The organism is Actinosynnema pretiosum (assembly GCF_002354875.1).
Taxonomy (GTDB): domain Bacteria; phylum Actinomycetota; class Actinomycetes; order Mycobacteriales; family Pseudonocardiaceae; genus Actinosynnema; species Actinosynnema auranticum.
In genome coordinates this window covers 1,253,734-1,275,867 of the sequence record NZ_CP023445.1, presented here as the reverse complement: position 1 = coordinate 1,275,867, position 22,134 = coordinate 1,253,734, and the positions used below count along the sequence as shown (strand labels likewise).

Annotated in this window: 20 protein-coding genes and 2 tRNA genes; 10 read left to right on the top strand and 12 right to left on the bottom strand. The window is 72.1% G+C overall.

The window, feature by feature from the left end; translation table 11 throughout:
• Positions 1 to 10 precede the first annotated feature (10 nt).
• Both CNX65_RS05790 and CNX65_RS05785 read left to right on the top strand, forming a co-directional pair.
• Positions 11 to 2,302, top strand: a complete 2,292-nt coding sequence (locus CNX65_RS05790; RefSeq protein ID WP_096491836.1) for an FdhF/YdeP family oxidoreductase — start codon at positions 11 to 13, stop codon at positions 2,300 to 2,302.
• Positions 2,299 to 2,805 carry a hypothetical protein gene (locus CNX65_RS05785; protein WP_096491835.1) on the top strand — a complete coding sequence of 169 codons (507 nt, stop codon included), beginning with the start codon at positions 2,299 to 2,301 and terminating at the stop codon, positions 2,803 to 2,805. Before CNX65_RS05790 ends, CNX65_RS05785 begins: the two co-directional genes overlap by 4 nt.
• A 10-nt stretch (positions 2,806 to 2,815) precedes the next feature.
• On the opposite strand, the gene CNX65_RS05780 is transcribed toward CNX65_RS05785, so the two are convergent.
• The 3 genes from CNX65_RS05780 to CNX65_RS05775 are packed head-to-tail and all read right to left on the bottom strand — an operon-like array spanning position 2,816 to position 5,873.
• Positions 2,816 to 4,366 carry a phytoene desaturase family protein gene (locus CNX65_RS05780; protein ID WP_096491834.1) on the bottom strand — a complete coding sequence of 517 codons (1,551 nt, stop codon included), beginning with the start codon at positions 4,364 to 4,366 and terminating at the stop codon, positions 2,816 to 2,818.
• Between the two features lie 11 nt (positions 4,367 to 4,377).
• The gene (locus CNX65_RS35990; protein ID WP_177154528.1) at positions 4,378 to 4,530 is read right to left on the bottom strand and encodes an MFS transporter small subunit; all 153 of its coding nucleotides are present in this window, start codon (positions 4,528 to 4,530) and stop codon (positions 4,378 to 4,380) included.
• A complete protein-coding gene (locus CNX65_RS05775) occupies positions 4,527 to 5,873 on the bottom strand; it encodes an OFA family MFS transporter (protein ID WP_096491833.1) in 1,347 nt (448 codons plus the stop codon). Before CNX65_RS05775 ends, CNX65_RS35990 begins: the two co-directional genes overlap by 4 nt.
• 66 nt (positions 5,874 to 5,939) lie before the next feature.
• On the opposite strand from CNX65_RS05775, the gene fdhD reads away from it, so the two are divergent.
• Together fdhD and CNX65_RS05765 are read left to right on the top strand one after the other, a co-directional pair.
• On the top strand, positions 5,940 to 6,764 hold the full coding sequence (fdhD, locus tag CNX65_RS05770; RefSeq protein WP_096491832.1) for a formate dehydrogenase accessory sulfurtransferase FdhD: 825 nt from the start codon (positions 5,940 to 5,942) through the stop codon (positions 6,762 to 6,764).
• Positions 6,765 to 6,959: 195 nt separating this feature from the next.
• Positions 6,960 to 7,868 (top strand): alpha/beta hydrolase, encoded by a 909-nt coding sequence (locus tag CNX65_RS05765; protein WP_096491831.1) that lies wholly within the window; start codon positions 6,960 to 6,962, stop codon positions 7,866 to 7,868.
• 21 nt (positions 7,869 to 7,889) lie between these two features.
• Here the strand turns inward: CNX65_RS05765 and CNX65_RS05760 are convergent, their stop codons facing one another.
• From CNX65_RS05760 to tig, 4 genes are all read right to left on the bottom strand, one after another.
• Positions 7,890 to 8,480: an RBBP9/YdeN family alpha/beta hydrolase gene (locus tag CNX65_RS05760; RefSeq protein WP_096491830.1), complete on the bottom strand. Its 591-nt coding sequence runs from the start codon at positions 8,478 to 8,480 to the stop codon at positions 7,890 to 7,892.
• A 3-nt stretch (positions 8,481 to 8,483) separates the two neighbouring features.
• Positions 8,484 to 9,764 carry an ATP-dependent Clp protease ATP-binding subunit ClpX gene (gene clpX / locus CNX65_RS05755; RefSeq protein WP_015799999.1) on the bottom strand — a complete coding sequence of 427 codons (1,281 nt, stop codon included), beginning with the start codon at positions 9,762 to 9,764 and terminating at the stop codon, positions 8,484 to 8,486.
• A gap of 204 nt (positions 9,765 to 9,968) precedes the next feature.
• Positions 9,969 to 10,598 (bottom strand): ATP-dependent Clp protease proteolytic subunit, encoded by a 630-nt coding sequence (locus CNX65_RS05750; protein WP_015799998.1) that lies wholly within the window; start codon positions 10,596 to 10,598, stop codon positions 9,969 to 9,971.
• Positions 10,599 to 10,757: 159 nt separating this feature from the next.
• A complete protein-coding gene (gene tig, locus CNX65_RS05745) occupies positions 10,758 to 12,110 on the bottom strand; it encodes a trigger factor (protein WP_096491829.1) in 1,353 nt (450 codons plus the stop codon).
• Positions 12,111 to 13,180: 1,070 nt separating this feature from the next.
• Between tig and CNX65_RS05740 the strand changes: the two genes are divergently transcribed.
• On the top strand, positions 13,181 to 14,089 hold the full coding sequence (locus CNX65_RS05740; RefSeq protein WP_096491828.1) for a LysR family transcriptional regulator: 909 nt from the start codon (positions 13,181 to 13,183) through the stop codon (positions 14,087 to 14,089).
• 67 nt (positions 14,090 to 14,156) lie between these two features.
• On the opposite strand, the gene CNX65_RS05735 is transcribed toward CNX65_RS05740, so the two are convergent.
• A tRNA-Pro gene (locus CNX65_RS05735) sits at positions 14,157 to 14,230 on the bottom strand.
• Between the two features lie 61 nt (positions 14,231 to 14,291).
• Here CNX65_RS05735 and CNX65_RS05730 point away from each other — a divergent pair.
• From CNX65_RS05730 to CNX65_RS05715, 4 genes are all read left to right on the top strand, one after another.
• A tRNA-Gly gene (locus tag CNX65_RS05730) sits at positions 14,292 to 14,365 on the top strand.
• 534 nt (positions 14,366 to 14,899) lie between these two features.
• Positions 14,900 to 16,198 (top strand): hypothetical protein, encoded by a 1,299-nt coding sequence (locus tag CNX65_RS05725; protein ID WP_157767522.1) that lies wholly within the window; start codon positions 14,900 to 14,902, stop codon positions 16,196 to 16,198.
• Between the two features lie 193 nt (positions 16,199 to 16,391).
• Positions 16,392 to 17,609 carry a GNAT family N-acetyltransferase gene (locus CNX65_RS05720; RefSeq protein ID WP_232519712.1) on the top strand — a complete coding sequence of 406 codons (1,218 nt, stop codon included), beginning with the start codon at positions 16,392 to 16,394 and terminating at the stop codon, positions 17,607 to 17,609.
• Between the two features lie 109 nt (positions 17,610 to 17,718).
• Positions 17,719 to 18,501 carry a hypothetical protein gene (locus tag CNX65_RS05715; protein WP_096491825.1) on the top strand — a complete coding sequence of 261 codons (783 nt, stop codon included), beginning with the start codon at positions 17,719 to 17,721 and terminating at the stop codon, positions 18,499 to 18,501.
• A gap of 52 nt (positions 18,502 to 18,553) precedes the next feature.
• Here CNX65_RS05715 and CNX65_RS05710 read toward each other — a convergent pair whose 3' ends face one another.
• Genes CNX65_RS05710 through CNX65_RS05700 form a run of 3 tightly spaced genes read right to left on the bottom strand, consistent with a single transcriptional unit; the run spans position 18,554 to position 20,491 of the window.
• Positions 18,554 to 19,357, bottom strand: a complete 804-nt coding sequence (locus CNX65_RS05710) for an Fpg/Nei family DNA glycosylase (RefSeq protein ID WP_096491824.1) — start codon at positions 19,355 to 19,357, stop codon at positions 18,554 to 18,556.
• On the bottom strand, positions 19,350 to 20,024 hold the full coding sequence (locus CNX65_RS05705) for a hypothetical protein (RefSeq protein WP_096491823.1): 675 nt from the start codon (positions 20,022 to 20,024) through the stop codon (positions 19,350 to 19,352). The genes CNX65_RS05710 and CNX65_RS05705 overlap by 8 nt, the downstream gene beginning before the upstream one ends.
• On the bottom strand, positions 20,024 to 20,491 hold the full coding sequence (locus tag CNX65_RS05700; protein ID WP_096491822.1) for a ribose-5-phosphate isomerase: 468 nt from the start codon (positions 20,489 to 20,491) through the stop codon (positions 20,024 to 20,026). The genes CNX65_RS05705 and CNX65_RS05700 overlap by 1 nt, the downstream gene beginning before the upstream one ends.
• Before the next feature lie 205 nt (positions 20,492 to 20,696).
• Between CNX65_RS05700 and CNX65_RS05695 the strand changes: the two genes are divergently transcribed.
• Complete coding sequence (locus CNX65_RS05695) at positions 20,697 to 21,356, top strand: 2-phosphosulfolactate phosphatase (RefSeq protein ID WP_309142029.1); 660 nt, start codon at positions 20,697 to 20,699, stop codon at positions 21,354 to 21,356.
• Between the two features lie 69 nt (positions 21,357 to 21,425).
• Here CNX65_RS05695 and CNX65_RS05690 read toward each other — a convergent pair whose 3' ends face one another.
• Complete coding sequence (locus CNX65_RS05690) at positions 21,426 to 22,040, bottom strand: mycothiol-dependent nitroreductase Rv2466c family protein (protein ID WP_096491821.1); 615 nt, start codon at positions 22,038 to 22,040, stop codon at positions 21,426 to 21,428.
• Positions 22,041 to 22,134: the final 94 nt, after the last annotated feature.

The window sequence follows — 22,134 nt, the reverse complement described above, 5'->3', positions numbered from 1 at the left end:
CAATGGGCCCATGACCACCAGGCCACCGCTGCACGACGTCGACGAGTCCCAGCTGGAAGTCACCGGCCCCAAGCAGTGGGCCGCTGGCATTCCCGGTGTGGCGGTGTCGCTGCGCCGGGGCGTGGAGCAGATGGGCGTCACGCGCACCGTCACCACACTCCGGCTGCTCAACCAGCGCGAGGGGTTCGACTGCCCAGGGTGCGCCTGGCCGGAGCCGCAGGGGCACCGCAAGCTGGCCGAGTTCTGCGAGAACGGCGCCAAGGCCGTCGCCGAGGAGGCGACCCGCCGCCGCGCCGGGCGCGAGTTCTTCGCCGCCCACCCGGTCGCCGAGCTCGCCCAGAAGACCGACTACTGGCTGGGCCAGCAGGGCAGGCTCACCGAGCCCATGGTGCTGCGCCAGGGCGCCACCCACTACGAGCCCATCTCCTGGACGGCCGCCTTCGAGCTGGTCGCCGAGCACCTCAACGCGCTCGACGACCCCGACCAGGCGCTGTTCTACACCTCGGGCCGCACCAGCAACGAGGCCGCGTTCGCCTACCAGCTGCTGGTCCGCTCGTTCGGCACGAACAACCTGCCGGACTGCTCCAACATGTGCCACGAGTCCTCCGGCGCCGCGCTGTCCGAGACCACGGGCATCGGCAAGGGCTCGGTGAGCATCAACGACTTCACCAAGGCCGAGCTGATCGTCGTGGTGGGCCAGAACCCCGGCACCAACCACCCGCGGATGCTCTCCGCCCTGGAGGACGCGAAGAAGGCCGGGGCGAAGATCGTCACGGTCAACCCGCTGCCCGAGGCGGGCCTGCTGCGCTTCAAGAACCCGCAGAACCTGAGCGGCCTGATCGGCTCGGGCACCGCCCTCACCGACGAGTTCCTGCAGATCAAGCTCGGTGGCGACCAGGCGCTGTTCCAGGCGGTCGGGCACCTGCTGCTGGCGTGGGACGCGATCGACAAGGACTTCATCGAGAACAGCACCGACGGGTTCGAGGCCTACGCCGAGAGCGTCCGCGAGATCGACTGGGACGTGATCCTGGGCGCGACCGGCCTGACCCGCGCCGAGATCGAGAAGTTCGCCCGCATGGTCGCCGAGTCCAACGCGACGATCATGTGCTGGGCGATGGGCCTGACCCAGCACAAGCACTCGGTCGCGACCATCCGCGAGCTGAGCAACGTGATCATGGCGCGCGGCATGATCGGCAAGCCGGGCGCGGGCCTGTGCCCCGTGCGCGGCCACTCCAACGTCCAGGGCGACCGGACCATGGGCATCTGGGAGAAGATGCCGGAGAAGTTCATGGTCGCGCTGGAGGAGGAGTTCGGCATCGAGGTGCCGCGCAAGCACGGCCACGACACCGTCGAGGGCATCAAGGCGATGCGCGCGGGCGAGGCCAAGGTGTTCATCGCGATGGGCGGCAACTTCGTGTCGGCCACCCCGGACACCCGCGTCACCGAGGCGGCGCTGCGGCAGTGCGCGCTGACCGTGCAGGTCTCCACCAAGCTCAACCGGTCGCACGCCGTGCACGGCCAGGTCGCGCTGATCCTGCCCGCGCTGGGCCGCACCGAGGAGGACGTGCAGCACACCGGCGAGCAGTTCGTCACCGTCGAGGACTCGATGTCCGTGGTGCACCGCTCGCGCGGCAGGCTGACCCCGGCCAGCGACCAGCTGCTGTCCGAGATCTCGATCGTGTGCAGGCTCGGCCGCGCGCTGCTCGGCCCGGAGCACCCGGTGCGCTGGGAGGAGATGGAGAAGGACTACGACGTCATCCGCGAGCACATCGCGAACGTCGTGCCCGGCTGCCAGGACTACAACCGGCGGGTGCGCCAGCCCGACGGGTTCGTGCTGCCGCACGCGCCGCGCGACGCCCGCGAGTTCACCGGCACCCGGAGCGGCAAGGCGCAGTTCGCGGCCAACGAGCTGACCGTGCTGCCGGTGCCCGAGGGCAGGCTGATGCTCCAGACGATGCGCAGCCACGACCAGTACAACACCACGATCTACGGCCTGGACGACCGCTACCGCGGCGTCAAGGACGGCAGGCGCGTGGTGTTCGTCAACCCGGACGACCTCGTCTCGCTGGGCTTCCGGGACGGCGAGGTGGTCGACCTGGTCAGCGAGTGGCCGGAGGACCCGAGCGGGACCGTGGAGCGCAAGGCCGAGAAGTTCCGGATCGTGTCGTACCCGACGGCGAAGGGGTGCGCCGCGGCGTACTTCCCCGAGGCGAACCCGCTGATCCCGCTGGAGTCCACGGCGGACATCTCCGGCACGCCCACCTCCAAGTCGGTCGTGCTGCGGCTGGAGAAGATCGCGTGAGGCGCGCGTCGGCGGCGTGGGCCCTGGCGCTCGTGGTCGCGGGCTGCACGGGTGGGCAGGAGCCCGTGCCGGGTGGCACGACGGCGGCGGGGCCCACGTCGACCGGCGCGGCCAACGGGGCGAACTGCGCGCGGTTCGCCCCCGCCGACGTGGTCGGCCCCGCGCTGGGGCTGGTGCTCGGCAACCCCCGCGAGTTCGTCGACGGCCAGACGCTGACCTGCGAGTACGCGCGGGGCGGTGTGGAGACCGAGGTCAGGTTCCGGTCCGGGGTGGACGCCGAGGCGTTCGCCGGCGGCCGGAAGGCGGCCGAGGACGACGGGCTGCGGGTGGTGGACCTGCCGGACTTCCACGAGCAGGCGTACGCGGCCACGAGGGGCTCGGGCGAGGTCGTGCAGACCAGCGTGGTGGCCAGGCAGGGCGGGCTGGAGGTCTCGGTGACCTCGGGGGCCAACGAGACCTCGGCGCGCGGGCTGGTGACGCGGCTGATCGAGCGGCGGAGCTAGGCGGTCCCGTTCAGGCGGTCCCGTTCAGGCGGGCCAGCACGGCCATGGCCGCGTTGTGCCCGCCGATCCCGCTGACCCCGCCGCCGCGCCGGGCGCCCGCCCCGCACACCAGCAGGTTGTCGACGTCGGTCTCCACGCCCCAGGTCCCGACCTGCTCGGGGCGCTCGGCGAACGGCCAGTCCAGGTCCCCGTGGAAGATGTGCCCGCGCGGCAGGCCGATCTCGGCCTCCAGGTCGAGCGGCGTGCGGGCCTCCAGGCACGGGCGGCCGTCGGCGTCCACGGCCAGGCAGCTCTCGATCGGCTCGACCAGGTGCTCGTCGAGCGCGGTCAGGTACCGGCCGACCAGGTGCTCGCGCAGTCCGGCGTTGTCGCCGTCGAACAGCCGCGCCGGGGTGTGCAGGCCGAACAGGGTCAGCGTGTGCCACCCGCGCCCGGCCAGGCCCGGATCGAGGATCGACGGGTCGGTCAGCGTGTGGCAGTACATCTCGGCGGGCAGCACCTCGGGCACCAGCCCGGCCGCGCTGTCCCGGTAGGCGCCCTCCAGGGCGCTGTAGGACTCGTCCAGGTGCAGCGTGCCCGCGAACGCCGCCCTCGGGTCCACCCCGGACCGGAACCTCGGCAGCCGCTCCAGCAGCATGTTCACCTTGAGCTGGCACCCGTCAGCGACCGGTCCGACCGGCAGCCCGCGCAACCGCGCCAGCTCGGCCGGGGCCGCGTTCACCAGCGCGAACCGGGCTCCGGCGGTCCGCTCGACCCCGTCCCGGTCGGTGAACCCGACCTCCGCGACCCGCCCGTCGGCGCGCACCGAGGTCACCTCGGCCCCGGTCACCACCTCGGCCCCGGCGGCGCGGGCGACCCGCAGCAGCTCGGCGGTCACCGCCCCCATGCCGCCGACCGGCACCCGCCACTCCCCCGTGCCGTTGCCGACCACGTGGTAGAGGAAGCACCGGTTGGCCGCCAGGTCCGCGTCCAGCGACGCGTGCGTGCCGATCAGGGCGTCGGTGGCCACGACCCCGCGCACCACGTCGTGCGCGAACCGCTCCCGCAGCGCCTCGCCGATCGGCCGCTCGAACAGCGGGCCCCACAGCCCGCCCGCGAGGCGCTCGACGCGCTCCCGCGAGGGCAGCGGCTCCAGCAGCGTGGGCGCCAGCGCGGACGCCAGCGCGGCGACCTCGCCGTACCACGCCCGCCAGGCCTCCCAGTCGCCCTCGGAGCCGCTGAGGGCCCGGAACGAGGAAGCCGTGGCGGGGCCGGGCCCCTGTTCGACCAGGAGTCCGGCCCCGCCGGTCACCGGCGTGTAGGACGACACCGCGCGCGAGCGCAGTTCCAGCCTCAGGCCCAGATCGGTGGTGATCCGATCGGGCAGGAGGCTGACCAGGTAGGAGTACCGCGACAAGCGGGCAGGCACGCCCGTGAACGCCTGCTCGCCGACCGCGGCCCCTCCGACCTGCGGCAGCTTCTCCAGCACCAGGACCGAACGACCGGCCCCGGCCAGGTAAGCGGCGGCGACGAGGCCGTTGTGGCCTCCGCCGACGACTACCGCGTCGTATAACCCGTCCACCGCCGGTCCCCCTATCCAGTGAACAGCGCGGTCACCTTGCGGATGAGCTCGAACAGCCCGTAGGCCAGCGGCACGCCGACCCACAGCCAGGACACGACCACCAGCGCGGTCCGCTTGTTCCCGGTCTGCCCGGCGTCGGTCCGCTCTCCCGTCGTCCCGCTCATGACTTGACCTCCTGGAGAACCGGCTCGTGGTACTTGGCCGCGACCGGCTTGACCAGCTCGTTGGCGACGAACCCGACGACGAGCAACCCGATCATGATGAACAGCGAGGTCGAGTACAGGTCGGGGCCGACCTTGCCCGCGGCCTTCTGGCTGTCCGCGATCGCGTTGATGATCAGCGGCCCGAGCACGCCCGCCGTGGACCACGCGGTCAGCAGGCGGCCGTGGATCGCGCCGACCTGGTAGGTGCCGAACAGGTCCTTCAGGTAGGCCGGGATCGTGGCGAAGCCCGCGCCGTAGAAGGACAGGATCAGCATCGCGCAGAGCACGAACAGCAGCTTGGACGAGCCGCCGAACAGCGCCAGCACGAGGTAGACGAGCGCGCCCGCGCCCAGGTAGAGCCGGTAGATGTTCTTGCGGCCCACGATGTCGGACACCGAGGACCACACGATCCGGCCCGCCATGTTCATCAGCGACAGCAGCGCCACGAAGCCCGCGGCGGCGCTGGCCGCGACCGGGGTCGCGGTGTCGGCGAAGAAGTCCCGGATCATCGGCGAGGCCTTCTCCAGGATGCCGATGCCCGCCGTCACGTTGAAGCACAGCACGATCCACAGGCACCAGAACTGCGGGGTGCGCAGGGCGTTGCGGGCCGAGACGTTGACCGCCGGGGCGGACGCGCCTGCCTGGCCGGAACCGGCGGACACGCCCGAGGTGGCCGCCGCGGGCAGGCTCTGCGGCACCCTGATCAGCAGGACGCCGAGGGTCATGAACACCGCGTAGACCACGCCGTGCACCAGGAACGCCGTGGCGATCCCGTGCGGGGTGCTGCCGAACGAGCTCAGCATCTGGGCGGACCACGGCGAGGCGATCAACGCTCCGCCGCCGAAGCCCATGATCGCGATGCCGGTGGCCATGCCGGGGCGGTCAGGGAACCACTTCATGAGCGTCGAGACCGGCGAGATGTAGCCGATGCCGAGGCCGATGCCGCCGATGAAGCCGTAGCCCAGGACAACCAGCCAGTACTGCTCGGTCCACGCGCCCAGCGCCGCGACCAGGAAGCCGGTCGAGAAGCAGGACGCGGAGACGAACATCGCCCAGCGCGGGCCGTTGCGCTCGACGAACGTGCCGCCGAACGCGGCCGACAGGCCGAGCATCACGATGGCCAGCTGGAACGGCAGCGCGCTCTGCGTGCCGTTGAGGTCCAGCGCCTTCTCCAGCGGGGGTTTGAATACGCTCCACGCGTACGCCTGCCCGATGGACAGGTGCACTGACAGTGCGGCCGGTGGCACCAACCACCTGTTCCAATCAGGCGAAGCCACCGTCCGCGAACGGTCGAGGAACCCCACTGTTCATCACCTCCGTAACCTTGTGTGTCGAACCACGGGAAACTTAGCCTGCGAAAGGAGTTCCAGGTGGGCCGTGTCACAGTTCGTCGCCCAGTGGTGACCTATTCGCGCCGGGCAGAACGTCGGAAGGTCGATTCCCTGGCGGCCGAGGAGCCGCTGGAGCTGAGGGTGAACGGCAGGGCGCTCGCCGTCACCATGCGCACGCCGGGCAAGGACGTGGAGCTCGCGCACGGCTTCCTGCTCAGCGAGGGCGTCATCGGCCACCTCTCCGACGTCGCCGTCGCGCGCTTCTGCGAGGGCACCGGCCCGGACGGGGAGAACACCTACAACGTCCTGGACCTGGCGCTCGCGGAGGGCGTGCCGCCGCCGGAGGTCGGGGTCGAGCGCAACTTCTACACCACCTCCTCGTGCGGGGTCTGCGGCAAGGCCGCGCTGGACGCGGTCAAGCTCAAGACCCGCTTCTCCCCCGCTGGGGACTCGACCACGGTAGACGTGGACGTGCTCACCGCGCTTCCCGACGAGCTGCGGGAACGCCAGAAGGTGTTCGCCTCGACCGGGGGACTGCACGCGGCGGGGCTGTTCACCGCAGACGGTCGGGCGCTGGTCGTGCGGGAGGACGTCGGCAGGCACAACGCGGTCGACAAGGTCCTCGGGTGGGCGGTGCTGAACGACCGGATTCCCCTGACCGGTACGGTTCTCATGGTCTCCGGGCGGGCTTCGTTCGAGCTGGTGCAGAAAGCCGCGATGGCGGGCGTTCCGGTGCTGGCAGCGGTGTCGGCCCCCTCGTCGCTCGCGGCGGACCTGGCCGAGGAGCAGGGCGTGACCCTCGTCGGATTCCTGCGCGGAGACTCGATGAACGTGTACACCGGACACGAGCGGGTGACCGCTTGACTCGTCCACCACGGACGGCCACCGCCAGACGGGCGGTGGCCGCTCCGCTGTGCGACGAGTTCCAGCACTGCGGGTGACGCGCCGACGCCGTCCCGTCACCGGTGGCTGGAGCTCGACTCCGGCCCCGCGTCCGGTGGGAGAAGACGGTCGCCCTCGCGAGCGGTGAAGCGCGCGGGGGCCGGTGTGGGAGGGTGCATGGTCAGCAGGCGCGCGGTTCTGGGCGCGCTCGGCGCTCTCGGGGCGCTGGGGGCGGGCGCCGCGGGGGTGTCCGCCGCGCTGGGTGGCGAGGAGCCCCTGCCGCCCAGGGCGGACCAGGCCGTGGCGGGGGGCGCGATGAGCACCCCCAAGGGCGGCTCGAACGGCTTCACGCCGGCGGTCCGGCGGTTGCTCGTGCAGTCGGAGCGGTTGTTCTCCGCCCAGCGAGGCAAGGAGATCACGTTCCTGACGGTCGCCCCGCCCGGCGTGGAGACGCTGAAGCTGCCCATGGTGCTGCTGCTGCACGGCCTGTACGGCAAGGCGCAGGACGCGCTCGTGGGCAACCTGCCCGACGTGCTGGTGTCGGCCGTGGCCAAGGGCGCGGTTCCCCCGTTCGGGTTCGTCTCGGTGGACGGGGACAACAACTACTGGCACGAGAACGTGGCGGGCGACGACCCGATGGGGATGCTGCTGGAGGAGGTGCCCCGGTGGCTGGCCGACCGCGGGTTCTCCCGGCCGGTCGCCTGCGCGGGCGTGTCGATGGGCGGGTTCGGGGCCCTGCTGTACGCGCGCCGCAAGCTGGAGCGCAAGGAGCGGATCAAGGCGGTCGCGGCGATCTCGCCGGGGCTGCTGACCTCCTGGGCGGAGATGGCCAAGCGCAAGGCGTTCCAGGACGCCGGCCAGTGGGAGTCGCTGGACCCGCTGCGGCACCCGGACAAGCTGAAGAACCTGCCCGTCGGGGTGTGGGTCGGCGACCGGGACCCGTTCATCGAGGGGACCAGGAAGTTCATCCAGGCGGTACGGCCCGAGGTCGGCTCGGTGACGCCCGGTGGGCACAACGACGAGTTCTACAGGACCATCACCCCGGACGTGGTCCGCTTCCTGGGCAAGCAGCTCAGCACGACGTGAGCGGGCGGCCCGCCGGGGTGGTCAGCGCGGCGTGAGGGGGGTGCGGTTGCTGCGGACCCACTTCAGCGCCGCGCCCCACGGGCCGTAGCCCGCCTCCGCGTTCAGGTGCGCGCCGCCCACGACGACGTCCAGGTCGAGCCTCAGCGCGCCCGCCAGCTCCTTGGCCTGCTCCAGGCTGCAGAACGGGTCGCCCTCGCCGACCACGAGCCTGGTGTCGGCCGAGGCGGCGCGCGGGGCGTCCGGCTCCAGCGGGCAGTCCAGGAACTCGGCGGGGATCGCGACCTCGCCCGCGTAGCGCGGGCTGGGCGGGCCGACCAGCAGCACGCGGTCCACGCGCAGCGCCGGATCGGTCAGGGTGGCGGCGTGGTGCAGCCACAGCAGGCACGCCAGGGAGTGCGCGGCGACGACGCGCTCCACGCCGGTGGGAGCCGCGGCCAGGTGAGCGCGGAGCTCACCCAGCCACACCTCCAGCTCGGGCGCGTCGGGATCGGTGAACGACGGGACGTCGACCTGGGCGCCGTGCGCCGCCAGTTCCCCCGCCAGCCACGTCTGCCAGTGCTCGGGCCCGGAACCTCCGAGGCCGTGCAGCAGCAGGACGTGGGGCGGGGACACCGGTCAGGCCGACTTCTCGCGGCGCTCCCGGCGGCTGGGCTGCCGGGACACGATGGTCGGGTTCACGTTCTCCTTCACCGTCTGCTCGGTGATGACGACCTTGGCGACGTCGGTGCGGCTCGGGATGTCGTACATCACCGGCAGCAGCACCTCCTCCATGATCGCCCGCAGGCCGCGAGCCCCCGTGCCGCGCAGGATCGCCTGGTCGGCGACCGCCTCCAGCGCGGACTTGGTGAACTCCAGCTCCACGCCGTCCATCTCGAACAGCTTCTGGTACTGCTTGACCAGGGCGTTCTTCGGCTCGGTGAGGATGCGCACCAGGGACGGCTGGTCCAGGTTCGTCACGCTGGCGACCATCGGCAACCGGCCGATGAACTCCGGGATGAGCCCGAACTTGATCAGGTCCTCCGGCATCGACTCGGCGAAGTAGTCCGCCGCGTCGACCTCGGCCTTGGTGCGGACCTCGGCGCCGAAGCCGAGACCGCGCTTGCCGATCCGGTCCTGGATGATCTTCTCAAGACCCGCGAAGGCGCCCGCCACGATGAACAGCACGTTCGTCGTGTCGATCTGGATGAACTCCTGGTGCGGGTGCTTGCGACCGCCCTGCGGGGGCACCGACGCGGTGGTCCCCTCCAGGATCTTCAGCAGGGCCTGCTGCACGCCCTCGCCGGAGACGTCGCGGGTGATCGACGGGTTCTCGCTCTTGCGGGCGATCTTGTCGACCTCGTCGATGTAGATGATCCCGGTCTCGGCCCGCTTGACGTCGTAGTCCGCCGCCTGGATGAGCTTGAGCAGGATGTTCTCGACGTCCTCGCCGACGTAGCCCGCCTCGGTCAGCGCGGTCGCGTCGGCGATGGCGAACGGGACGTTCAGCATCTTCGCGAGCGTCTGCGCGAGGTAGGTCTTGCCGCAGCCGGTGGGGCCGAGCATGAGGATGTTCGACTTGGCCAGCTCGACCCCGTCGTCCCGCCCCTCACGCCCCCGGTCACCCGCCTGGATGCGCTTGTAGTGGTTGTAGACCGCCACCGAGAGCGTCCGCTTGGCCTCGCTCTGGCCGATCACGTACTGGTCGAGGAAGTCGTGGATCTCGGCGGGCTTGGGCAGCTCGTCGAGCTTGACGTCGCCCGCCTCCGCGAGTTCTTCCTCGATGATCTCGTTGCAGAGGTCGATGCACTCATCGCAGATGTAGACGCCGGGGCCGGCGATGAGTTTTTTCACCTGCTTCTGGCTCTTGCCGCAGAAAGAGCACTTCAGCAGGTCGCCGCCGTCACCGATACGCGCCATGACCGCTGACCTCTGTCCCCTCCGGCGCACCGGGGGTCGGCGCGCCTGACTGCTGATGAGGCGGGTCCCCGCGCGGAGAGCGGGAGACCGCCGTGTTCCCCTCGAAGGTACCTGGCCCACCCGCGTGGGTGGGAGCACCAGCGTGCCCCCGACCCGGCGAACCCGGCGGCAACCCGTCGGGCACGGCGTGTCGGGGGCAGGCCGTCAGGACCTGGCCGAGAGCTTCCGGTAAGGCAGAACGGTGTCGACGATCCCGTACTCCTTGGCCTCCTCGGCCGTCAGGATCTTGTCGCGCTCGATGTCGGCGCGCACCTGCTCCGGGGAGCGGTTGGTGTGGTGCGCCAGGGTGGACTCCAGCAGCCTGCGCACGCGCTGGATCTCGTTCGACTGGATCTCCAGGTCGGACACCTGGCCGTACACGCCCTCGGTGGCGGGCTGGTGGATCAGCACCCGCGCGTTCGGCAGCGCGTGGCGCTTGCCGGGGGTGCCCGCCGCCAGCAGCACGGCCGCCGCGGAGGAGGCCTGGCCGAGGCAGTAGGTCTGGATGTCCGGGCGGACGAACTGCATGGTGTCGTAGATGGCCATCAGCGAGGTGAACGAGCCACCCGGCGAGTTGATGTACATCAGGATGTCCCGGTCGGGGTCCTCGGACTCCAGCACGAGCAGCTGGGCCATCACGTCGTTCGCCGACGCGTCGTCCACCTGCACGCCGAGGAAGATGATGCGCTCCTCGAACAGCTTGTTGTACGGGTTGGACTCCTTGACGCCGTAGCTCGTGCGCTCGACGAACGAGGGAAGCACGTACCGGGACTGCGGCGCGTGGAACTGGCTCACTGGAATCTCCTGGTCCTGTGCTCGCCGGTCTTCAGTGGGGCCCGCCCGCCTGGTTCAGGCCTGCGGTGCGCCCGCTGCGCCGTGCGAACCCCTTCACCCCGACCTTAACGAAGGCGGGCGGCGTCGCCTTCCCGACACCGCCCGCGTTCGCTCAGGGCTTCACTCCTCGGTGGAGTCGCCCTCGGCGGGCTTGGCCTCGCCGAACAGCTCGTCCAGGTCGAGCTTCTCGCCGGACTCGTCGGTCACGGTCGCCTGGCGCACCACGGTGGCCAGCGCCTTGCCGCGCCGCACGTCCGCGAAGATCGCGCCGAGCTGGCCCGACTGCTGCGCCCGCTTGACGTACTCGTCGGGGCTGACGCCGAAGCGCTGGGCCTGGTAGATGATCCGCTCGGTCAGCTCGGCGTCGGAGACGGTGAGCTGCTCGGCGTCGGCGATGGCGTCCAGCACGAGCTGGGTCTTGACCGCCTGCTCGGACGCGGTGCGGACCTCCGCGTCGAACTCCTCCTTGGTCTGGCCCTGCTCGGCCAGCCAGGCGTCGAAGCGCTCCTGGTCGTGGTCGAAGGAGTGCACCGCGTCGTGCTCGCGGACCTCGATCTCGCTCTGCACGACGGCCTCGGGCAGCGGGACCTCGACGCCGGCGAGCAGCGCCTCCAGGACCTTGTCGCGGGCCTCGACGCCCTGCTGCATCTTCTTCACCCGGCCGAGGCGGGTGCGCAGGTCGTCCTTGAGCTCGTCGAGCGTGTCGAACTCGCTGGCCAGCTGCGCGAACTCGTCGTCCAGCTCGGGGAGCTGGCGCTCCTTCACGCTGTTGAGGACCACGACGACGTCGGCGTCGCGGCCCGCGTGGTCGCCGGCGACCAGCTTGGTGGTGAAGTTCTTGGTCTCGCCCTCGGAGGCGCCGACCAGGGCCTCGTCGATGCCCTCGACGAGCTGGCCGGAGCCGATCTCGTAGGACAGGCCGGAGGTCTTGGCCTCCTCGACCTCTTCACCGTCGACGGTGGCGGACAGGTCGACCACGACGAAGTCACCCTGCTGGGCGGGGCGCTTCACACCGGTGAGGGTGCCGAAGCGGGCGCGCAGCTCGTCGAGCTGGGTGGCCACGTCCTCGTCGGTGACCTCCTGCTCGCCGACGCTCACCGACAGCTCGCCGAACGCGGGCACGGTGATCTCGGGGCGGACGTCGACCTCGGCGGTGAACTCGATGGTGTCACCGTCCTCGATCTTGGTCACCTCGAAGTCGGGACGGCCCAGGGTGCGCAGCTCGCCGGAGTTCACGGCCTCCAGGTACTTCGCCGGGATGGCCTCCTGCACGACCTCGTCCAGGACGGGAGCGCGGCCGATGCGGCTCTCCAGGACGCGGGCGGGGACCTTGCCGGGGCGGAAGCCGGGGATGCGGACCTGCTTGGCCAGCTTGCGGTACGCGCGGTCGAAGTCCGACTTGAGCTCGTCGAACGGCACCTCGACGTTGATCCGGACCCGCGTCGGGCTCAGGTGCTCGACGGTGCTCTTCAACGTGGTCTCCTCGTAACGGGACGTGCGGAACACCCCGCAGCGCCCAGGTTCGGGCGGCTGACGGGATTCGCCTGAGTCTAGGCGAGGCCGCCCCCGGCCGGGGTGGCACCCCGCGACCGGGTGGTTCACGTGCGGGTGCGCGCGCCCGGCGCGGCGCGCGCGGTGCGAGAGGTCGGCCGCCCGGCGGCGCGCGGTTTTCCGACACGGCGCGCGCACGAAATAGTTTTCGGCGGGCCGGGCGCGGTCGAATCGAGTCCGGGGCGGGTTTTCCGCGCCGCCCCGGAAGCGGACGAACCGGGCGGGCACTGCGCGGACAACGGGCGCGACCGCGGCGGCGCGCCGGTTTGGGCAGCCTTTACCGCCCTCCCGGTCACCCATTCCGCCGTTGCGGGGAACATCCGCGTACCGGCGGCCCCGGAGGGACACCCGGCCCAGCACCGGCTAGGCCGTTCGCAGGACGTCGCGGTGCACCGGGAGCGTGAAACCGAGCGTAACCGGACAGCGGCGGGCTCAAGTGGGGTAACACTGGCGCCGCAGCGCACTCTTACCCACAGCGACGAACGCGGCGGAACGCTAGCCTTTACAGGTGAAGTGAGGCCATTCGGAGCACCGGTGCGCAGAAAACTTTCACGCCCGGAGATGACTCCACTCGCCGTAGTCCATTAGTGTGGGATTCCGGTACCGTTGCGCCGCAGGCCGCAAGAAGGCGGCCAGGAAAGACGATTAAGTCATCCGGACGCCCCGTCGTCGTGCACGTGAACGCGGCGGGCGACCGGGAACGGAACGAGCGAGACATGTCATCGCGCTCTTTACCACCTACCAGAAAAGGTGCCGATGACCCCGATGAAGACCATTCCGCCGATTCCCCCGAACACGCGGGCGTCCGCCCGTCCGCCGCTCGGGCAGCCGCACGACGGGCTTGCGCGCCACCCGGAACCCCAGGGCCCGGCCGCGAGGCGATGTTGACCCGACCCCCGGCCACCAGCCGGGACCGGCCGACCACCGCCACGCGCGGAACCCACGGCGAACCGCCTCTCGCCGTGATCCACCACGGACCGTTGGGGAGTTCCATGGAGACCCGTCAACTTCTGGCGTTCACCACAGTGGTGCAGACCGGCAGCTTCACGAAGGCCGCCGCCACGCTGAACTGCTCTCAGCCCACGATCACCACCAGGATCAAGGCGCTGGAGGAGACCCTCGGCGTCGCCCTGTTCCGCAGGTTGCCGCGCGGCATCCAGATGACCTCCGCCGGGGTCGAGCTGCTGCCGTTCGCGCGCAACATCATCACGCTCACCGACAAGGCCCGCAAGGCGATCACCATGAACGGGGAGCCGCACGGGCACCTCGTGATCGGCAGCGCCCAGAGCCTCACCGACTACCGGCTCTTACCCCTGATCGAATACATGTGCTGGCGCTACCCGAGCGTCCAGATCTCGCTGCACTCGCGAACAACCCGGTCGAACCTGGCCGCCGTGCGCGAGGGCAGGTTGGACTGCGCGTTCTTCATCGGCCCGGTCGAGCAGCGGGACGGGCTGGAGACCACGGTGCTGTGCCCCGAACCGCTGGTGATGGTCGCGGGCCCCGGCCACGCGCTGGCGAGGACGGGCGCCGTGACCGAGGCGGACCTGCGGGGCAGCACCCTGGTCAGGGCCGAGAACGGGGCGAGCTACCACGAGCAGTTCGAGCGGGCGCTGGGGCTGCACGAGGCCGAGTCGCGGTCGCCGGTGCTGGCGCTGGACTCGGTCGACGCGGCCAAGCGGGCGGTCGCCTCGGGGCTGGGCATCTCGCTGGTGCCGGAGGTCACGGTCGCCGCGGAGCTGGCGGACGGCAGGCTCAGCCGCATCGGCTGGACCCCGCCGTTCCGGGTGTTCACCCAGTTCGCGTGGCGCCAGGACAACTCGGCGAACCCGTCGGTGACCGCGCTGGTCTCGGCGGCGGCGCAGGTGGTGAGCGAGCAGGTGGCCGCGACACCCGCGTAGGGCTGTCGACGTGCAGGGCCGTGATGCGGAGCGGCCCCCTCGTGCTGCGCAGAGGGGGCCGAGACCGTCGGGGCGACAGGATTTGAACCTGCGACCCCCCGCTCCCAAAGCGGGTGCGCTACCAAACTGCGCCACGCCCCGGTCACCAGGAGCTTAGCGCGACGCGCTAAGCTGTTTTCAGCACCCACCCGGTGGGCGCTGCGCGGGTGTAGCTCAATGGTAGAGCCCCAGCCTTCCAAGCTGGTCATGCGGGTTCGATTCCCGTCACCCGCTCCACCAGATCGTCGCTGGTAGAGCCTTCGAAGACCGTCCCGAGCGGACGGTCTTCGGCGTTTCCGGGGCCGGTTCGCGCAGCCCTCCCCCACCCCTTGGACCGAACCCCGCGCGGTCGTGCCGCGCGGGTCGCGGGCGTCGCGGGGGCGGAGTGGCGCTCGTCCGGTCGGGACGGCGCGGTCCCCGAACGGCCGCGCGGGCCGGGTGGGCGTCGTCCGGAATCCCGAGCTGCCCGATCGGGCGCGCGGGCGGATCGCGCGACGCCCGCCGGCTTTCGGGAAACCCCCGCCCCTCGAACGCGAGCGCTCCACTGCTCACCGCCTCGAATGCGGAACCGGAAATGCGCCCGCCCGCTTTTCCCGCCGCGCGCGCCGGAACGGGGGCGGGCAACCGCGCTGGTCGCGGGCCGCGCGCGGGCGACACGGCATTCCACGGGTGCCCGGAGGGCGATGCCCGAGCGGTTAGCATTGTCCGGCCCGGAACAGCGCGCCACGTGCCGGCAGAATTGCTTCTCCCATTCGGATTACCCACGAATGGATGACAACAGCGGACGGAAGGCGGGCCGTGGAACTCGACGTCGATTCCCTTGCCGACGCCATCGCGCAGATCCTTCGGTTGAAGGTCACGCGGTCGGGTGAGGCGTACACGTACCGCATCGGGGACTTCCACTCGATCTCCACCGCGACCTCGGAGCTGGCCGCGGTGGCGGCCTCGGTGGAGGCGCACCGGCCGCTGGACGGGACCGCCGTCGCCTCCGACAAGTCGTTCGAGGTGCTGGTGCAGTTCAGCAGGCCCAGCGGGAACCTGCGCAGGCTCCTGGGCGAGGGTCTGGTGCTGGCCGACGACCAGCAGGGCGTGCGCTACGAGGTCGGCCCGCCCAGCGTGGGCTACCTGCTGCGGGTGCGGGACGTGCTCAAGGAGCGCGGCGTGCCCGCCGACCGGATCGTGTTCGGCCCCTTCGACCCCAAGCGGCTGGTGGAGGAGCGGCAGGAGCGCGACTGGACGGTGTTCGACCTGCTGCGCGAGGCCACCAGCCTGCTCACCCTGCGGATCACCTCGGAGCGCCCGCGCGCCGCGGCGTCCTGGACGTCCCCGGCGCAGGCCGTGCTGTTCCACCTCGCCTACAACCTGGACGTGGCGCTGGTGCCCGCGCGCTCCTTCGACGACGTGGTGCGGCCCTCGGTGATCTCGCGGGTGCGCAGGGCGCGCGCGGGCGACGTGGACGTGCCGCGCCGCGCGTACGTCGGCGACCTGGTGCACCACTACCAGCTGGGGGTGTCGGCGGACAGCCCGGTGCTGGAGTTCCTGTCCTACTACCACGTCGCCGAGCACTTCTTCGAGAGCGCGTACCAGGACGACCTGATCAACCAGGTGCAGCAGTCGCTCACCGCGCCCGCGTTCTCCTACCGGCGCAAGAAGGACCTGCGGGAGCTGATCCGCAAGGTCGGGCGGGCCGCGCGGGTGGAGGGCGACGAGATCGTGGTCAACGAGCAGGTCGCGCTGCGGCTGGTGCTCCAGCGGCACGTGGACCTGGCCGTGCTCGTCCAGGACCTCACCACCTACGACCGCGGGCTGGTCGAGCACTACGCGACGCGGACGGTCCGGTTCGCCGAGGGCGACAAGGTGGACCTGCGCGGGCGGGACTCGGCGCTGGTGCTCAGCGCGCTCAGCCGCCGCATCCTCAAGACCCGCAACGCCCTGGTGCACGGGCGCGAGGGCATCAAGGGCCGGTTCACCCCGTTCGCCGACGACGAGCACCTGGCGCCGGAGGTGCCGCTGGCGCGGTTCGTGGCCGAGCAGATCATCGTGTCGACCTCGACCCCCGGCGCGGGGTGAGCGCGGCTAGCCGAGCAGGCGGGGTCCGAACTGGACGGCCAGCACCACGAGCAGGAACCCGATCGCGGTGGTGGACAGGCACCTGAGCAGCACCAGCAGCTTCGCGCGCGTCATCGGGCCAGTGTGCACACCGGGCGCGCCGCGCGCGGGCAGGCGCCGCCGGTCGGGGGGAAATCGCTTCGCGCTTTCCCCCGTGCGGGCGTATGAACTCGGCATGGCGTTCACCACCAGGAGCTTCTCGATCACCGAGCTGGGCGACTTCCAGCGGCTGTCCGACGCCGCCTTCCTCCAGGACACCACCGAACCCGAGCGGTGGCTGCCGCTGTTCGAGGCGCCCCGCAGCACGGCCGTGCTGGACGGCGACGAGCTGATCGGCGGGGCGACCATCTGCTCCCGGCGGCTGACGCTGCCCGGCGCGGGCCAGCACCCGGTGGCGGCGGTGACCGGCGTGGCGGTCAAGCCGGGCCACCGCAGGCGCGGGGTGCTCACCGAGCTGATGCGGGTCCAGCTGGACGCGGTGCGCGGGCGCGAGGCGATCGCGGCGCTGTGGGCGTCCGAGGCGGGGATCTACGGGCGGTTCGGGTACGGGCACGCGGCCGACTTCCAGGCGCTGTCGCTCCCGCGCGGGGCCGCGTTCGCGCCGCACGTGGGCGTCGGCGACGCGCGGGTCAAGGAGCTCCCGCGCGCGGAGGCGATGCCGTTCATGGTGGAGCTGCGGCAGGAGCTGGCGCCCCGGCGGACCGGGTGGCTGTCCAGGAGCGCGGCGAACTGGCAGGTCCACTTCGCCGACGAGCCGTCCGATCGGGACGGGCTCAGCGCCTACCGGTACGCGGTTCACCCGGACGGGTACGCGGTGTACCGGGTCAAGCACGACTGGGGGCACTCCGGTCCCCGGCACGAGGCGCACGTGCGGGAGCTGGTGGCGCGCACGGACGAGGCGTACGCGGCGCTCTACCGGTACCTGCTGGACCTGGACATGGTCGGCTCGGTCGAGCAGTACGCGGGCTCCGGCGAGCCGGTGACCCGGCTGCTGGCCGACCCGAGGGCGGCGTCGCGGCGGCTCGTGGACTCGCTGTGGGTGCGGCTGGTGGACGTGGAGCGGGCGCTGCCGCTGCGGCGGTACGCGGTGGACGTGGACCTCGTGCTGGAGGTCGTGGACGGGTTCTGCCCGTGGAACGCCGGGCGGTGGCGGTTCGCGGTGCGGGACGGGGTGGCGTCGGTGGCGCGGACGGAGGCGGACGCGGAGGTGGTGGCGAGCGCCCGCGCGCTGGGGGCGGCGTTCCTGGGCGGGGTGCGGCTCAGCGCGCTGGGCGCGGCGCAGGAGGTGCGGGAGGTGGCGCCGGGGGCGCTCTCCCGGCTGACGCTCGCGTTCCTGGGCGAGGAGGAGCCGCACTGCGCGGAGGTGTTCTGAGCCGGATTCGACCCGAACGGGCGGTTTCCCGGCCCGTGCGGGGAACTGGGGAACGGCCGCGTTCGTTCCACCGGGCAGGACGGACAGCCGAGAACCCTTGGAGGGAACCGTGGGCACCGCAGTCGTGCTCGTGCTGCTCGTGGTCGTGGCGGGCGCGATCTTCGTGTCCTCGCGCAACCGCGCGGCGGCCCGGCAGCGCGAGCTCGAGGACGCGCAGGCCGACGCGCGGCGCTGGGTCGAGCGGCTCGGCGGGCAGGTGATGTCGCTGACCGGCACCGACACCGCGTCGACGCAGGCCCTCGCCGACGCCTCCGAGCGGTTCACCGCCGCCGGGTCGCAGATGGAGCAGGCCAAGACGGTCGAGCAGTGCAGGCTCGTGACGCAGACCGCGATGGAGGGCCTGTACTACGTGCGGGCCGCGCGGACCGCCATGGGCATCGACCCCGGCCCCGAGCTGCCGGACCTGACCGGTCAGGGCAAGGCGGGGCGGGTCTCCGAGGACCGGAACGTCAGCGTGGAGGGCCACAGCTACGCGGCCTCGCCGCAGCCGGGGCAGCACACGCCGCACTACTACCCCGGTGGTGTGGTGGCCGGGCGGCCGGTGCCGCAGGGCTGGTACAGCGAGCCCTGGTGGAAGCCGGCGCTGGTCGCGGGCGCCTGGGGCGTCGGCTCGATGCTGCTGATGAGCGCGATGTTCTCCGGGATGTCCGGGGTGTCGCCGGACGTGCTGAACGAGGCCTACGCCGACGGGTACGCGGACGGCGCCGAGGGTGCTGACGGCGGCGACGGCGGCGGCGACACGGGTGGCGACGACTTCGGTGGTGGCGACTTCGGTGGTGGCGACTTCGGCGGGTTCGACGGCGGCGACTTCGGCGGCGGCTTCGACTTCTGAGCCGTGACAGCCACGAGGGCGGTTTCCCTTCGGGGAAGCCGCCCTCGGTGTGTCACCCCTGCTGGCAGGTGGGGCACCAGTAGAGGTTGCGGGCGGCCAGGACCGCGTGCGCCACCGGGGTCCCGCAGACCAGGCAGGGCTGCCCGGCGCGCCGGTAGACGTAGACCTCGCCGCCGTGCCGGTCCTCGCGCGGGGCGCGGCCGGTCGCCTCGGGCAGGTGCTCCGGGCGGACGGTGTCGATCCGGCCCACCTTCACGCCGTCGCGCATCAGCGCCACCAGGTCCGGCCACATCGCCGCCCACAGCTCCTCGTCCACGGCGCTGCCCTGCTTCATCGGGTCCAGGCCGTGCCGGAACAGCAGCTCCGCGCGGTAGATGTTGCCGATCCCGGCCACGACCTTCTGGTCCATCAGCAAAGTCGCCAGCGGCTGCTTGGAGCGCCGGATGCGGGCCAGCGCCTCGGCGGGCTTCGCGTCCCGGCGCAGCGGGTCGGGGCCGAGGCGGGCGCGCAGCGCCGCGACCCCGTCCAGCGTCAGCACCTCGCACGCGGCCGGGCCGCGCAGGTCCGTCCACCTCCGCTCGCCCACGATCCGCATCCGCACCTGGCCCACCGGCTCGGTCACCGGCGGCTCGTGCTCGGCGAACTTGCCGTACAGGCCGAGGTGGACGTGCACGATCGCGTCCGGGCCGTACACGTGGAGCAGGTGCTTGCCGTGCGCCTCGGCCTTGACCAGCACCCGGCCGTCCACGGCCTCGGCGGCGAAGCGGCCCTGCGGGCTGGTCACGGTGAGCGCCTGACCCGCGTAGACGCGCTGGTGCAACCGCGCGATGCGGTGCAGCACGTGGCCCTCAGGCATCGACCCGCCCCTGACGCGCCTCGGGCGTGAAGGGGACCACCTGGCACAGGTGGGTGTGGATCGTCGTGCGCGGGTCCCGCGCCAGGAGCTCGCGGGCCAGCGCCTCGGCGCGCGGGCGGTCGTGGCGGCCGAGCACGGCGCACAGGTCGGCCGCCTGGAGCAGCCGGTCGAAGTCCGGCTCGTCGGCGCGGTCCAGGCAGCGCCGCACGGCACCCGCCAGCGCGTCGGCCAGCTCCGGCTCGTCGGCGGCGTGGGCGAGCTGCCAGTCGAAGCGGACCTCGTCGGCGCGGGCCAGCAGCTCGCGCAGCGCGGTCAGCCTGGCGGGCTCGTCGTCGGTGCGGCCCCTGCCCTCGGCGAGGGCGCCCGCCAGCTCCGGGAACGAGTAGTCGCCGCCGGTGCCCGCGCGGAACTTGCCGTACCAGGGGGAGCCCCGACCGGCCCGCGCGATCGCCGCCACGACCGGGTACACCGGGGCGTGGCCCCAGGCGGTGAGCGCGAGGACCGCCAGGAACCGGTGGTAGCCCTCGGCGGACTCGTCGGTGAGCAGCGCCCTGAGGTCCGCGACCCGCGCCAGGTAGCGCGGGTCGCCGGAGTACAGCACCTCGTCGGGCTCGGAGAGCGGTTCGCCGTCCGCGTCGCGGAACAGCAGGTCGCGTGCGGTGGGCATCAGGGCAGGGCCGGGGCCTGACCGGTGCGCTCGTACTCGGCGAGGATCTCGATGCGCCGGGCGTGCCGCTCCTGCCCGGAGAACGGGGTCGCGAGGAACGCCTCGACGATCGCCGTGGCCTCCTCGGTGGTGTGCATCCGGCCGCCGACGCCGATCAGCTGGGCGTTGTTGTGCTGGCGGGCGAGCTGGGCGGTCTCGGTGTTGTAGGCCAGGGCGCAGCGGGCGCCGGGGACCTTGTTGGCCGCGATCTGCTCGCCGTTGCCGGAGCCGCCGATCACGATGCCCAGGCTGCCCTCGTCGGCCACGACGCGGCGGGCCGCCTCGATGCAGAACGGGGGGTAGTCGTCCTCGGCGTCGTACTCCGCCGGGCCGACGTCGACGACCTCGTGGCCCGTCTCGGTCAGGTACTGCACGAGGTGGGTCTTCAGCTCGAAGCCCGCGTGGTCCGATCCAAGGTAAACGCGCACGTCGGTGAAGTCTGCCATCCTGCGCGCCGTGTTCGGACAACAGGGTTGCCGGGTCGGGCTGGAGTGGGGCGGCGAGGGGGTGTCCGCGCTGGGCGGGGAGTGCGCGGTCCTCGTGGTCGTCGACGTTCTGTCGTTCAGCACGGCGGTGCCGTCACAGGGCGCTTTTCCCTGTGACGGCAGGCCACCCTGTAGTTGATGAAACACGGTGGACATCGCGGTGGGGCGCGGGGCTTCCGTGCGACCGGTGGGGTGGGCCGAGCGGGACTCGGTCGCCGGGTCGCGGTGGGCGCTGCGGCCCTCGGCGCTGCTGGAGGTCCCGCCGGGCGAGGAGGTGGCGCTGGCCTCGCCCAACGGGGCGACGCTGTGCGCGCTCGCCGGGGCGACGGGGGCGGTGGTGCTGGCCGGGTGCCTGCGCAACGCGGGCGCGGTGGCCGCCGCCGCGGTGGAACTGGCCGGCGGCAGGCCGATCGGGGTGGTCCCGGCCGGGGAGCGGTGGGGCGTGGACCTGACCTCGGGGGCTCCCGCGTCGGGCGGGCCGCTGCGGCCGTGCGCCGAGGACCTGCTGGGCGCGGGCGCGGTCGTGGCCGGGCTGGTGGAGGCGCTGGCGGGCGAGGGCGAGCCGCCGCCGGACGGGCTGCTGTCGGTGGAGGCCCGGCTGGCCGCGACGGCGTGGGCGGGCACCGACGCGGCGGTGGCGCTGCGCGGGTGCGGCTCGGGCCGGGAGCTGATCGCGGCGGGGCGCGCGGCCGACGTGGAGCTGGCGGCGCGGGTGGGGGCGAGCGCGGTGGCGCCCCGGCTCGTGGACGGCGTGCTGCGGGCGCACTCACCCGCGCGGGTGCCCGGACAGCGACCGGAAAGCGCTTAACTTTTCACCCTGAAAGGTGAGTCCCCGCCTCCGGGGGCGCGGGCTCGAGCCCCCGGAGGCGGGTCGTCGTCAGGAGAAGTCGAGCGACCCGGTGCGGGTGCGCTTGAGCTCGAAGAACTCCGGGAAGCCCGCGAGCAGCCGGGCGCCGTCGAAGACCTTCACCGCGTCCTCGCCGCGCGGGATCTTCGTGAGCACGGGCCCGAAGAACGCCACCCCGTCGATGTGGATGGTGGGCGTGCCGACGTCCATGCCCACCGGGTCCATGCCCCGGTGGTGGCTGGCCCTGAGCTCCTCGTCGTGCTCGGTGGAGGTGGCGGCGGCGGCCAGCTCGGCGGGCAGCCCGACCTCTTCCAGGGCGAGCTTGATGACCTCGTCCCAGTCCTTGTTGCCCTCGTTGTGGATGCGGGTGCCCAGCGCGGTGTACAGGTCGCGCAGCACCGCGTTGCCGTGGGCCTTCTCCGCCGCGATCGCGACGCGGACCGGGCCCCAGCCCTTGTCCATCATCTCGCGGTACTGCGGGTCGAGGTCCCGGCCCTCGTTGAGGACGGACAGGCTCATGACGTGGAACTCGAGGTCGAGGTCCCGGTGCTTCTCCACCTCCAGGATCCAGCGGGAGGTGATCCACGCGAACGGGCAGAGCGGGTCGAAGTAGAAGTCGACCTTGGTGCTGCCTGCTGACGACATGCTGCTGTCCTCACTGCCGGTGCGGTCGTGACGGGGTGCCCGACTGCGGTCCCCCGTCAACAGACAACCACCCGGCCGTCCGTCCTCTTCCCGG